At 67.5% G+C, this 13,249-nt stretch carries 6 protein-coding genes and 1 pseudogene; 5 read left to right on the forward strand and 2 right to left on the reverse strand.

Translation table 11 applies throughout. The annotated features are described in order from the left end of the window. Positions 1 to 96: 96 nt before the first annotated feature. The 5 genes and pseudogenes from ACO07H_RS02365 to alr all read left to right on the forward strand — a co-directional run. Positions 97 to 417 carry a BON domain-containing protein gene (locus ACO07H_RS02365; protein WP_422010722.1) on the forward strand — a complete coding sequence of 107 codons (321 nt, stop codon included), beginning with the start codon at positions 97 to 99 and terminating at the stop codon, positions 415 to 417. 204 nt (positions 418 to 621) lie between these two features. Beyond that, positions 622 to 1,701 (forward strand): acyltransferase family protein, encoded by a 1,080-nt coding sequence (locus tag ACO07H_RS02370; protein WP_422010724.1) that lies wholly within the window; start codon positions 622 to 624, stop codon positions 1,699 to 1,701. Between the two features lie 68 nt (positions 1,702 to 1,769). After that, a complete protein-coding gene (locus tag ACO07H_RS02375; RefSeq protein ID WP_422010726.1) occupies positions 1,770 to 3,767 on the forward strand; it encodes a ferritin-like domain-containing protein in 1,998 nt (665 codons plus the stop codon). Then, positions 3,748 to 6,546 carry a PAS domain S-box protein gene (locus ACO07H_RS02380; RefSeq protein WP_422010728.1) on the forward strand — a complete coding sequence of 933 codons (2,799 nt, stop codon included), beginning with the start codon at positions 3,748 to 3,750 and terminating at the stop codon, positions 6,544 to 6,546. Before ACO07H_RS02375 ends, ACO07H_RS02380 begins: the two co-directional genes overlap by 20 nt. Before the next feature lie 262 nt (positions 6,547 to 6,808). Next, a pseudogene (gene alr, locus ACO07H_RS02385) lies at positions 6,809 to 7,312 on the forward strand (alanine racemase); the annotation flags it as partial. Positions 7,313 to 7,501: 189 nt separating this feature from the next. On the opposite strand, the gene ACO07H_RS02390 reads toward alr, so the two are convergent. Continuing rightward, positions 7,502 to 10,639, reverse strand: coding sequence for a TonB-dependent receptor (locus ACO07H_RS02390; RefSeq protein WP_422010730.1), 3,138 nt, complete (start codon positions 10,637 to 10,639; stop codon positions 7,502 to 7,504). Between the two features lie 312 nt (positions 10,640 to 10,951). Then, positions 10,952 to 13,141, reverse strand: coding sequence for a malate synthase G (locus tag ACO07H_RS02395; RefSeq protein WP_422010732.1), 2,190 nt, complete (start codon positions 13,139 to 13,141; stop codon positions 10,952 to 10,954). Positions 13,142 to 13,249 lie beyond the last annotated feature (108 nt).

Raw genomic sequence — 13,249 nt, forward strand, 5'->3', positions numbered from 1 at the left:
TCATCCCGCCCGGCAGGCCGCAAGAGGCAGTCTGCGTAGATTTGCGGTCATGGCGGCGCGCATGGTGTGTGCTGCTTCCGATGGAAGGAACAAGTCATGAAGATTTCGCAAATCGCCTCGCTGATCGTCGTTGGCGCCCTGGTTGCGCCGTTGGCTGCACACGCCGAAGACAAGCCCGCCGGCACCACCAAGATGTGGGTGAAGGACTCGGCCATCACGACCAAGATCAAGGCCCAGCTGGCCACCAGCAAGCCGTCGTCGCTGGCCACGGTCCACGTGGAAACCGATGCCAACGGCTGGGTGCAGCTGACCGGCAAGGTCGCGACGCAGGCCGACAAGGACCGCGCCGAAACCACGGCCAAGGGCATCGAGGGCGTGAAGTCCGTCGACAACCAGCTGGTCGTGACCGGCAAGTAAGCCTCAACGGCTTTCGCTGCCGCGCCACCCGCTGTCTGCACGGCGGGTGGCGCTGTCGCGTTGAGGTTCGTGAAGCTTTGCAAACTTGTGCGGTGGCATCGTCACAGCCTGCAACCAACGCGGGTTTTCCCAGGCATGCCGCCGGTAGAATCTCACGAACCCAAGCCACGGGCCTGCACGACAGCAGGCCCGTTTCTTTTGCCCATGTCCAAACCCCTGCGACTGCCGCACATCGACGCCCTGAAGGCCATCGCCGCCCAGGTCATCGTGTTGCACCACCTGGTGAGCTACGGCCCCATCGCCCGCGCCGCGCATGCCGCGCTGCCGATGCTGGCCGGCGCGATGCACCAGTACGGCCGCATGGCGGTGCAGATCTTCCTCGTCGTGGGCGGCTACCTGAGCGCGCGCGGCCTGTCGCCTCGCGGCCAGACGCTGCAGGCGGGCGTGCCGGAGCTGCTGCTGCGGCGCTACCTGCGCCTGGTGCTGCCGTTCCTGGCCGCGCTGGCGCTGACGCTGGGCGCCTGCGGCCTCATCGCCTCGTCCTGGCCCGAGCTGGTGCCTCCCGACATCAGCCTCGGCCAGTTGTTCGCGCATGCGCTGCTGCTGCACGATGTGCTGGGCTATGAGGCGCTGACGGTGGGCGCCTGGTATGTGGCCATCGACCTGCAGCTGTTCGCGCTGCTGGTGGGCTTGCTGTGGCTGGCGCACCGCGGCTGGCGGCACCCGAGCCGGCTGGTCGTCGGGCCGCTGCTGGTGGCCGGCGCGGCACTGGCCTCGGCCTTCGTCTTCAACCGCCAGCCGGAGCTGGACGCCTTCGCGCCGTACTTCTTCGCGTCCTATGGGCTGGGCGCCCTGGTGCACTGGCTGGGCATGTCGCGGTTTCGCCGTGCCGGCCTGCTGCTGCTGGCCGCGGCCTTCGCCGCCGCGCTTTGGCTGGACTGGCGTGACCGCCTCGCGCTGGCCCTGCTCACCGCGCTGTGGCTGGCCTGGGCGCACCAGCGCCAGGTGGAGGGCCGCCCGCTGCTGCCCGACGCGTGGGCGCCCCGCCTGGCCACCTGGGCCACGCCGTCCTACGCGCTGTTCCTGCTGCACTTCCCCGTGCTGCTGATGACCAACGCGCTGCTGGCGCGCTGGACCGATGCATCCCCGACCGTGGGCTTGGCGATGCTGGTCGCCACCTGGGGACTGGCCAATTGCCTGGCGCTGCCCTTCCACCGCTGGGTGGAGGCCCCGGCCGCGCGCTTCAACCCGCTGGCCTGGCTGCCGCGGCTGCGCACCGCATAGATACGCTGAAGCGTTGGGCGCTGGCTGCGTGCTAATGTCGTGCGCAGTCAGCCCGAGGACGCGCGCCCATGACGACCCCCACCCAGGCCGTGGCGCCCAGCCGCGAGCAGTTGCTGCACAGCCTCTACGAAGCCGCCGAGCTGGAGCACACGCTGATGTGCACCTACCTCTATGCGGCCTTCAGCCTGAAGCAGGGCGAGGCGGAAGGCCTGGGCGCCACGGAGGCCGAGGCGACCGAGCGCTGGCGGCGCGAGATCGTGGCCGTCGCCGTGGAGGAAATGGGCCACCTCGTCGCCGTATGGAACATCACGGCGGCGCTGGGCGGCGCGCCGCGCATCGGCCGCGGCAACTTTCCTCTGGACCCGGGCAACCTGCCGGCCAGCGTGGTCGTGAAGCTGGCGCCGTTCAACACGGCGACGCTGCAGCACTTCATCTACCTGGAGCGCCCCGAGGGCAGCACCGAGCCCGACGGCGAGGGCTTCGCCGCGCAGCGCCGCTTCATACGCGGCTCCGACGTGCCCCGCATCACGCCGATGGCCTGCGACTACGAGACCGTGGGTCACTTCTACAAGACGCTGAGCGAGGCGCTGCAGGCCTTCGTCGACCGGCACGGCGAGGCGGCGGCGTTCTGCGGCGACCGCTGGCTGCAGCTGGGCCCCGACGAGCTGACGCTGGGCGGCGCGCGCCACGTGCTGTGCGCCAAGACGGCGGTGGCGGCGTTCGACGCCATCGTGCGCCAGGGCGAGGGCGCACCCAGCGACACCGAGCGCTCGCACTACCGGCGCTTCGCCGACATCCGCGTCGAGCTGCGCGCGCTGCAAGAGGCCAACCCGGCCTTCGAACCGGCCTGGCCGGCTGCCACCAACCCGGTGCTGCGCCGCCCGCCGCGTCCGGAGGGGCGCGTCTGGCTGGAGAACCCGGACGCCAGTGCCACGGTGGACGTGGCCAACGCGAGCTACGGCCTGATGCTGCGCCTGCTGGCGCAGAGCTACCTGATGCCCGGGCCATCGGCCGAGAAGGCGCTGATCGTGGACCTGAGCCTGGGCCTGATGCGTGCCTTCACGCCGCTGGCCGAGCACGCGGCGCGGCTGCCTGCCGGGCCCAGCCACCCGGGCTGCCATGCCGGCGCCAGCTTCACCGCGTTGCGCGACGCCGCCGGCATGCCGCCCGGCCCGGCCGCACGGCGCTACGTCATCGAACGGCTGGGCGAACTGGCCGACGCCGCCGCCCGCCTGCATGACACGCTGGGCGCAGACCGCACCGGCCGCGCCGCGCGCCAGCTGCAGGCCCTGCGCGAGCGCGCCGAGCGCGGGCTGGACGTGAACGCGACCGCCCCCGCGCCGGCCACGGCACCTGCCACCGCCGCGCCACCACCGCCACCACCGCCACCACCGCCACCACCGCCCACGGCGGTCGAGGATGGCATCGAGGTCGTGCAGGGCGAGAAGCTGGAACTGCGCTTCGAGGCCGGCCGCTGTATCCACGCGCGCTTTTGCGTGACGGGAGCACCCCAGGTCTTCCTCGCCAACGTGCAGGGGCCCTGGATCCACCCCGACGCGATGCCCGTGGAGCGGCTGGTGGACATCGCCCACGCCTGCCCGTCCGGCGCCATCCAGTACCGCCGCAAGGACGGCGAAGCCGACGAGGTGCCGCCCCCCGTCAACCTGGTGTCGGTGCGCGAAGCGGGACCCTATGCCATCCGCGGCGCGCTGACGCTGCGCGGCGAGCGCATCGGCATGCGCGCGACGCTGTGCCGCTGCGGCGCAAGCAAAAACAAGCCGTTCTGTGACGGCAGCCACCACGACATCCACTTCGACGCGACCGGCGAACCGCCGACCGGCCTGCTGGGCCTGTCCACCGAGCTGCCCACGGTGCGCGACGGCCCCGTCGCCATCGAACCCGAACCCAACGGCCCGCTGCAGGTGCGCGGCCCGCTGGAGGTGCTGAGCGGCACCGGTCGCATGGTGTGCCGCGTGACACAGGCACGCCTGTGCCGCTGCGGTGGCAGCCAGACCAAGCCCTTCTGCGACGGCAGCCACGCGCGCCATGGCTTCACCGCAGACTGAGACCGCCAACACCCGCGAAGCGCTGCACGACCTGGCGGCCCGGACGCTGATCTGGATCGTCACCATCGTCGGCGCGGTAGCGGCCGTCATTGGCGCCAGCGAAGGCGCACTCGGCACGCGCGGCCTGTGGGCCAGCCAGCGGCTGGCGGTCGGCCTGTCGCTGCTCGCCGTGGGTGGCGTCGCGGCGCTACTGCGCCGGCGCGGCCACGTGCGGTTGTCGACCACGCTGGTGCTCGGCGGCACGCTGGTGGCGCTGACGGCCCACGCCGCCCACATCGGCCTGGGCGTGCATACGCTGGTGCTCGCGGCAGGCGCCCTGCTGATCGCGCTGGCCGGCGGCGTGGCCGGCAACGCGGCGGCCCTCGTGCTGGCCGCGCTGTACCTGGGCTCCATCGGCGTGCTGGGGGGCATGGAGGCCGCGGGGCTGATCCCCGGCCGGCTGGCGGCCGTGCAACCCAACCTGCTGGACCGCGTCTTCGCCCATGTGCTGATCGCCGTGGGTGGCCTGGCCTCGGCACTGCTGCTGAACCGCATCCTGGGCACCGCGCTCAGGCGTGCGATCAGCGAGGAGGCGCGGCTCACCCACCTCGTGCATGCGGCCCACAACTGGGCCTGGGAGGCCGACGAGAAGTTCCGTGTGACCTATCTGTCCGACGAGTTCGAGTCGCTCAGCGGCCATTCGCGCGCCGAGTTCATGCGCATCGGCGCGCCGGATGGCCCGACGCTGGTGCGCGATGCCGACTACCAGACCCTGCTCGACGACATCCGCGCCAGACAGCCCTACCGCGACCGCATCAACGGCTTTCGCACATCGGACGGTCGTCTGCTGTGGACGCTGACCTCGGGTGAGCCGTTGTTCGATGCGGCCGGCCGGCACACCGGCTGGCGCGGCGTCAGCCACAACATCACCGGCGAGCGCCTGGCGCTGCAGCAGCACCAGCGCACCGCCGACATGCTGGACCGCCTGCTGCGCGCCAGCCCCGATGCGATCTGCGTGGCCCGCCTGGACGACGCGCGCATCACCTTCGCCAACACGGGCTTCTGCACGCTGGTCGCGCGCGCCCGTGAGGATGTGCTGGGCCGCTCGGCGCAAGAGCTGGGCCTGTGGCCGGATGGCGCCGAGGCGCGGCGCCTCGGTGAAGCGCTGGGGGCCGGCGGCATCGTGCGCGACTTCCGCTCGGCGCTGCGCGTGGACGGCCAATGGCGCGAGGTGCTGATCTCGGCCGCCACGCTGGACTGGGAGGGCCACCCGGCCACGATGATGATCGCGCGCGACATCACCGAGCGGGAGCGCGCGCGCATCGAGGCCGACGCCATCCTGGACCACGCCAGCGTCGGCATCGCGTTGACCCGTGGCGAGCGCTTCGAGCGCGTGAACCGCCACTGGCGCGAGATCTTCGGCGGCACCGAGCCGCAACTGGCCGGCGACAGCTCCGGCCTGCCTGCCGCCCGGCAGATCGCCGACGCCGCGCTGGCCTTCGAGCGCGACTTCATGCGGCCCGACGGCCGCCGCATCACGGTGCAGTTCAACGCGCGCGGCCTGCCCGCCACGCTGCCTGCACCCGGTGACGCCGAGCCGGCCACGCTGTGGGTGGCCGAGGACGTGACGACGCGCCGCCAGCAGGAGCGCGAGCTGCACGCCGCCAAGCAGCAGGCCGAAGCCGCCAGCGGCGCCAAGAGCGCCTTCCTCGCGACGATGAGCCACGAGATCCGCACGCCGCTGAATGGGGTGCTGGGCCTGGCGCGCCTGCTGCTGCAGGCCGCGCCGGACGACGCGAGGCGCCAGCAGTACCTGACCCACCTCGTCGGCGCCGCCGAGTCGCTCAACGAAATCGTCTCCAACGTGCTCGACCTGTCCAAGATCGAGGCCGGCCACCTGGAGCTGGAGAAGATCGAGTTCGACCTGCATGCGCTGGCGCAGGCCAGCTTCGAGGGCTGCGCCGCGTTGGGCCGCGAGCGCGGGCTGGACATGCAAGTGGAACTCGCGCCGGGCCTGCCACGCATGGTTTTCGGCGACCCGCTGCGGGTGCGGCAGATCATGGCCAACTTCCTGGTCAACGCACTGAAGTTCACGGAACGCGGGCAGATCCGCCTGACCCTGGCGCCAATTAGCCCTGGCCGCGTGCGGCTGTCCGTGCAGGACAGCGGCATCGGCGTGCCACCGGCGCTGCAGGAGAGGCTGTTCCTGCCTTTTGCGCAGGCGGACACCACGACGACGCGCCGCTTTGGGGGCACGGGGCTGGGGCTGTCCATCTGCCGCGAGCTGGCCGAGCGCATGGAGGGCCGCGTGGGGCTGCACAGCGACGGCCGCCACGGCGCCACCTTCTGGGCCGACCTGAGCCTGCCCGCGACGCTCACCGCCGATGACACCGCCTCGCGCAAGCGCCCGCCTACGCCGCCGCGTTACCCCCTGGCCGGCCAGCGCCTGCTCGTCGCCGAGGACAACCCGGTCAACCGCCTCATCATCACGGCCCTGCTGCAGCGCCTGGGCGCGGAGGTGGTGGAGGCCGAGGACGGCGAGCAGGCCGTGCAGCTCGCCCGCGCCCAGGCCCAGCGCCTGGACGCCGTGCTGATGGACCTGCACATGCCCAAGGTGGACGGCCTGCGCGCCACGCAGCTGCTGCGCGCCGACCCCGCCACTGCCGCCCTGCCCATCCACGCCTTCAGCGCGGCGGTGCTGGATCAGGAACGCCAGGCGGCACTGGCGGCCGGCATGAACGGCTTCATCGGCAAGCCGGTGGCGGAGTCGGAGGTCATTCGGGTGCTGGGCAGGCGGTGAGCAAAACTGGTCGAGCCTGAAGCGCTGCAACTTCCCAGTCTTTAGGCCAACGTCACCAGCCAACAAGACTGCGACTCCGAAGGTACGCCTGCATCGTCAGACCACAGCGCGCGAACTTACGCAGACGCCGGTGGCGGCGCGGTAACGCGCCATCTCATTCAGCTCGACAACGAAAAAGGCGGCCCGAAGGCCGCCTTTGCTGTTCAAGATGCTGTTGATCAGAACTGCTTGTTGTACTGCACCGAGAACTGCAGACGGCGCGGTGCGCCACCCCGGTCGCACGGCAGCCGACTGGGTGCGCGCGGGCATCATGGTCTACGGCGGCGTGCCGGACTTCCCCGAGCACGACGCCGCCCACTGGGACCTTCGCCCGGCCATGACGCTGCGCTCCAAGGTGATCGGCGTGCAGCAGGTGCAGCCCGGCGACACCATCGGCTATGGCAGCACCTACACGGCCGAGCGCGCACAGCGCGTGGGCATCGTCGCCTGCGGCTATGCCGACGGCTACCCGCGCCACGCGCCCACCGGCACGCCCATCCTGGTGGACGGCCAGCGCACGCGCACGCTGGGCCGCGTGTCCATGGACATGCTGGCCGTGGACCTGGATGCCTTGCCCGGCAGCGGTTTCGGCAGCGAGGTCACGCTGTGGGGCGAGGGGCCGCACGGCAGCCGGCTGCCCATCGACGAGGTGGCCCGGGCCGCCGGCACCATCGGCTACGAGCTGATGTGCGCTGTGGCACCGCGCGTGCCCGTGCGCAGTGCCTGAACAACCTCTTGGGAAACGACACCTAACGGGCAAAGAGCCAAAAAAATGCCAGTCAGGCTTAGCTGACTGGCATTGCGCCCGAAGGCGTCATGTCACCCGCATCTTGAGATACGGGGCTCTGCCGGTGTGTTAAGTCCTGGTGTCCTCGTCATCCACCGCGAAGGATAAAAGCGGTGGATGCCAAGTTCATCAGAAGTCGTAACGACCGGTCAGACGAACGGAACGGGGATCCGTGTAATACAGCGTGCGGCCGAACTGCTGGTTGGCAGTGCCGCGACCACCGGCTGCGGTAAGGCTGGCAGATGCGCTGTAGTAAGCCGTCGGCGTTTGCGTGTTGAACAGGTTCAGCACGTCGGCTTGGAGCGTCAGACCCTTCACATAGTCCGGCGAGTAACCCACGCTCACGTTGAACGTCTTGGTCCAGGGCGTTGTGCCGTATGTACCGCGCGGCGAGAACGCATAGCCCGCGTTCGGAGCCACCGGCGTGGAGGAAGCAGTCTGGCTGCCAGGAACACCGCAGTAGTGGTAGTAGATCGGCGAGGAGTACAGACCTGGTGCTGCGTACGGGTACCAGCTGGTGCAGCTGCGCGGCGAGCCACTCTGGAAGATGGCCGAACCGCCCACGCGCCATTCGTCCGTCAACCGGTATGAGCCGAACAGCTTGACGGAATGGGTGTGGTTGTTCGGCAGCGCGCCGTACGAACCCTCCATGATCTGCGGCAGATCCCAGTCGGATGACGTGCTTACGTCAGGCTGGCCGCCAGCGCCGGTATCGAGCGACGAGTTGAGCTGGCCTTCAGCATTGCCATAGTTGCGCGACCACGTGTACTGCACCTTGCCATACATGCGCGCATCCTGATAGGCCGCAAATAGGTCAACGGAGTAGTACTTACGCTTGAGCTTCGGCAAGCCCATCTGCTCGGCAGTGAGCGTAGTGTAGGTGTAGCCGCCGTTGCCGTCAGGTGACTTGAAGGTTGCGCCGAGACCTGGGTTGAAGATACGGCACAGAGCGCCCGCGCAGGTGTCGTCGATCGCGTTCTTCAGATCGCGATAGGTACCCTTCGCACCCCAAGACCATTGCTTGTTCAGCGCCTGTTCCATACCGAAGATGTACTCGTCCTGGTAGTGCGGCTTCAGGCCCACGACGGCAACGGTGGCCGGATCCGGCACCTGGCCACATTCCTGGTTGGCAGACACCGCACCAGCGGCCGGAGTACCCGCAGCGCAGAGGCTGTCTGTGGCAGTCGGAACGATCTGGGTCAGGCCTTGCGGTGTGCCGTCAGCAGCGATGCTGGTGTATGTGTAGTACTTGTCGGCGTTCAGCGTGGCGCTGGCACCGCGGATGGCCACGTTGTTCGGAATCGCCAAGAAATAGCGTCCAGCGTTACCGAACACCTTCAGCGAAGCGTTGCCGTTCACGTCCCAGGAGAAACCCAGGCGAGGCGCTTTGTTGTTCTTCTGCTCGACGTAGGGCTTCTTGTCGCCGTTGTAGTTGATAAAGCTGTCAGAGCGGAAGCCCAGGGACAGCAGCAGGCGGTCGGTGACCTGGAAGCGGTCTTCGATGTAGAAAGCCTTCTGAGTTGTGCTGACGGCGCTCCCGCTGGCCGAGAACAGCTGGTCGACGTAGTAGCCCTGCGCGCCAAGCCCGCCAGCGCTAGCCGGCGAACCAATGCCTGAACTCGCGTCAATAGCCGAGTTCGGATCGGTCACGCCGTAAATCCAGCGGACATTGTTCGGACCAGAGTTGCGGCTGGCAAGGTATGACTCCGCCTTGAAGCGGTCGTAGCCGACGCGCACTTCATGCTTGCCCAGGATGTAGGTCAGGTCGAATCGAGCGCCCTGGGTCTTGTCCGTACCCGGGTCGGCGATCGTCACCAGACCCTGTGGGTTAGAAATACTGGCGAACTGGGAAGGCACCGAGGTCGGTGAGATCGTGACCCAGTTTTTGCCGTCAACGTAGCCCGCCAAATCCGGCGCGTGGTCAATCTTCTGCTGGCCAAGAGTCACTGACCCCGACAGGTTGTCAGTGAAGTTACCCGTGTATTTGGCGACGTAGACCTTGGACTTGTCGGACAGGACATGGTCAGCGTTCAGGTACTTGGTACCGTTTTTCGTCGCCGCCGTGTAGTCGTAGCCGTAGTAGGCGTACGCTTCCTTGGCGTTGTCCTGGATGGCCGTCAGTTCAAGCAGATGGTTGTCGGTGATGTTCCAGTCGACCTTCACCGTGCCGCGGGGGTACGTGTTCTTGCTTTCGCTCCAGGCCTGAGCTGCATTCGACGCGGTCAGAGCACCCGTGCGGGTGACGCGGACGCCATCGACCTCATTGCGAGTTTGCTCGACGTTGGCATAGATGAACAGTCGATCCTTGATGATCGGGCCGCCGGCATAGGCGCCGAAGGTCATGCCGTCAAACGTGTTCTGGGAACGGCGCTGGTACAGCGTACCGTCGGTCCAGTTATTGGGGTTGTTGCCGACCGTGCTGTTGTAGTGGTTGGCTTGGCTCCACTTGCCAGTGTCCGGATAGTAGATGTCCTTCGGATCGCTGCGCAGCGACTTCGGGCTCCAAATGGCGTAGACGCCGCTCTTCCACTCGTTAGTGCCGCGCTTGGTAATCAGGCTGACCACACCACCGGTCGAGCGGCCGTATTCAGCGCCATAACCGCCGGTGAACACCTGCACCTGGCTGATGGAGTCGAACGCCAGCGTAGTTGCGCCGATGTTCAACAACGGGTTGGTGACGGGATAACCGTTGATGTAATAAGCGTTCTCGGAAGCGGCGGAGCCGCCGAAGCTGCCAATGTTCTGAGCGCCTGCGCGGCCCAGCGGATTGTTCAGATTGGAGGTCGTGCTCGGGACGTTGTAGCTGACGCTGTTCGTCACGCCCGGGGCCAGCAGGGCCACTTGATTGACGCTGCGACCAACGGCGATCTTAGACAGGACGTCGGCCGTAAATACTGTCCGAGTGTCCGTCTGGCTGACGTCGATCGCCGCGATTCGGGTGCTGGAACCCGTGACAGTCACAGTTTCCAAGTTGTTGACAAAGGAAACGTCGGTACCGCCACCAACCGTCACGGTGACGGTGCGCGCCGCAAAGCCCTTGGCCTCAACCTTGTACTCACCAGCCGGCAGGCTGGCCATGTTGTATTTACCGTCGGCGCCGGCAGTCACGGTACGAGAGATGCCGGTGGTACCACTGAGGGTCACAACGGTGCCAGCGGGTACGGTACCGAAAATGTTACCGGTTGTGCTCTGGGCCATCACGACGCCAGCGAGGCACATGCCCGCCGCAATCGCGACTAGGGACTTCGTCCTTTTCATAGCCTTCATAAACGCTGCTCCAAAAAAAGAAACCTTAAAGAATTGTGCTGTCCTGACGCAAGCTGCCAGACAGGCAGCAACATCAAAAGGATGGCAACGCGCTTCATTGTCCTTTTGGCTAGCAACAAGCACACAAGGGATAGCCTTGACTTGCCGCGCGGCGACACCCGGGGCGCATCGTTTTTTTTTAAAAAAATTAATTAAATCAACAAGATAGGACGCTTACGTTTCTTTTTGCGTCTGTCGATAAAAGAACAATTGATAAGCAATGCCGTGCCGAGTGTTGCATTTACGTAACGATCCGGCTCTTGGCATAGGGGGCTACGCTGCCAGCATGTCTTTCACCTTCAGCCGCCACGCATGCAGCAGCGGCTCCGTGTACCCACTGGGCTGCGCTTCACCCTTGAACACCAGATCCAGCGCGGCCTGCGTCGCTGCGCCGTCGGGGTTGGCAACGAGTGACTTGTAGGCCGGATCGCCGGCGTTCTGGCCGTCCACCACCTGGGCCATGCGGGTGAAGGTCTCGCGCACCTGCTGGGCGCTGACCACGCCGTGGCGCAGCCAGTTGGCGATGTGCTGGCTGGAGATGCGCAGCGTGGCGCGGTCTTCCATCAGCCCGACGCCATTGATGTCCGGCACCTTGGAGCAGCCCACGCCCTGGTCCACCCAGCGCACCACGTAGCCCAGGATGCCTTGCACGTTGTTGTCCAGTTCCTGCTGGCGCTGCGCCGGTGTCCAGTCGGCCTGCGGCGCAACGGGGATGGTCAGCAGCGCGTTCAGCAGGCCGTCCTGCTCGGCGGCGAGGTCCACCTGCTCCAGTTCCTGCTGCACGGCCGCCACATTGACCTGGTGGTAGTGCAGCGCGTGCAGCGTCGCGGCGGTGGGCGACGGCACCCAGGCGGTGTTGGCGCCGGCCTTGGGGTGGACTATCTTCTGCTCCAGCATGGCCGCCATCAGGTCGGGCATGGCCCACATGCCCTTGCCGATCTGGGCTCGGCCACGCAGGCCGCAGGCCAGGCCGGTCAGCACGTTGCTGCGTTCATAGGCCTGGATCCAGGGCGTGGTCTTCATGTCGCCCTTGCGCAGCATGGGGCCGGCACGCATCGCGGTGTGCATCTCGTCACCGGTGCGGTCCAGGAAGCCGGTGTTGATGAAGGCCACGCGGCTGGCGGCCGCGGCGATGCAGGCCTTCAGGTTGACCGACGTGCGGCGCTCCTCGTCCATGATGCCCAGCTTGACGGTGCTGTCCGGCAGGCCGAGCAGCTGTTCCACACGGGTGAACAGCTCGGCGGCAAAGGCCACCTCGGCGGGCCCGTGCATCTTGGGCTTGACGATGTAGACACTGCCCGTGCGCGAGTTGCCACGGCGCTTTAGGTCATGCATCGCGATGGTCGTCGTGACAACCGCATCCATGATGCCCTCGGGGATCTCGCTGCCGTCGTCCAGCAGGATGGCCGGGTTGGTCATCAAGTGACCCACATTGCGCACGAACATCAGCGAACGGCCATGCAACGTCAGCGAACCACCGTCAGGCGCCGTGTAGACGCGGTCCGCGTTGAGGCGGCGCGTGAAAGTCTTGCCCGCCTTGGCGACTTCCTCCGTCAGCGTGCCCTGCTGAATGCCCAGCCAGTTGCGGTAGGCCAGCAGCTTGTCTTCGGCATCCACCGCAGCGACGGAGTCCTCCAGGTCCAGGATGGTGGAGAGGGCCGACTCCAGCACCACGTCGGCCACGCCGGCGGCGTCCGTCTTGCCGATGGCGGTCGTGCGGTCGATCAGGAGGTCCAGATGCAGGCCGTTGTGGACGAGCAGCACATGGGTCGGCGCGGCGGCATCACCCTGGTAGCCGGCGAAGGCGGCCGGGTCCTGCAGCCCGGTCGTGGCGCCGGAGGCCAGCGTCACGACCAGTTGGCCGGCATCGACGCGGTAGCCCGTCGCGTCGACGTGCGAGCCCTGCGCCAGCGGTGCGGCCTGGTCCAGCACCTGGCGCGCAAAGGCAATGACCTTGGCGCCGCGCACGGGGTTGTAGGCGCGTCCATCGGCACTTTGGCGCGTCGCGCCTTCGGTCTCGGGGATGGCGTCGGTGCCGTAGAGCGCGTCGTACAGCGATCCCCAGCGGGCGTTGGCCGCGTTGAGGGCATAGCGGGCGTTCAGGATGGGCACGACGAGCTGCGGGCCGGCCTGCACGGCCAGTTCGGCGTCGACTTTGGCCGTGGTGGCCTGCACCCGGGCAGGCGGCTCGACGAGATAGCCGATGCGGCTCAGGAACTCCCGGTAGGCCGGCATGTCGGCAATCGGGCCGGGGTGGGCCTCGTGCCAGGTGTCCAGCTCGCCCTGCAGCCGGTCGCGCTCGGCCAGCAGCGCGCGGTTCCTGGGCGCCAGGTCGTGCACGAGCTGGCTGAAGCCCGACCAGAACGCGTACGGCGTGACGCCGGTGCCGGGCAGCACCTCGTGGTCGATGAAACGGGCCAGGTCGGTGTCGACCTGCAGGCGGTGAAGAGAAGTGCGGGACATGCGAACTCCAGGCTGGAACGAATGACAGCAATCTAGCCGCTGCAGGCGCCGGATTCGCTGCGTCGCATGCAATCAATCCATGACTTGAACGCAAAGATCGCTGGCAAA

The sequence above is a fragment of the Roseateles sp. genome, assembly GCF_965229315.1.
In the GTDB taxonomy this organism is placed as follows: Bacteria; Pseudomonadota; Gammaproteobacteria; order Burkholderiales; family Burkholderiaceae_C; genus Pelomonas.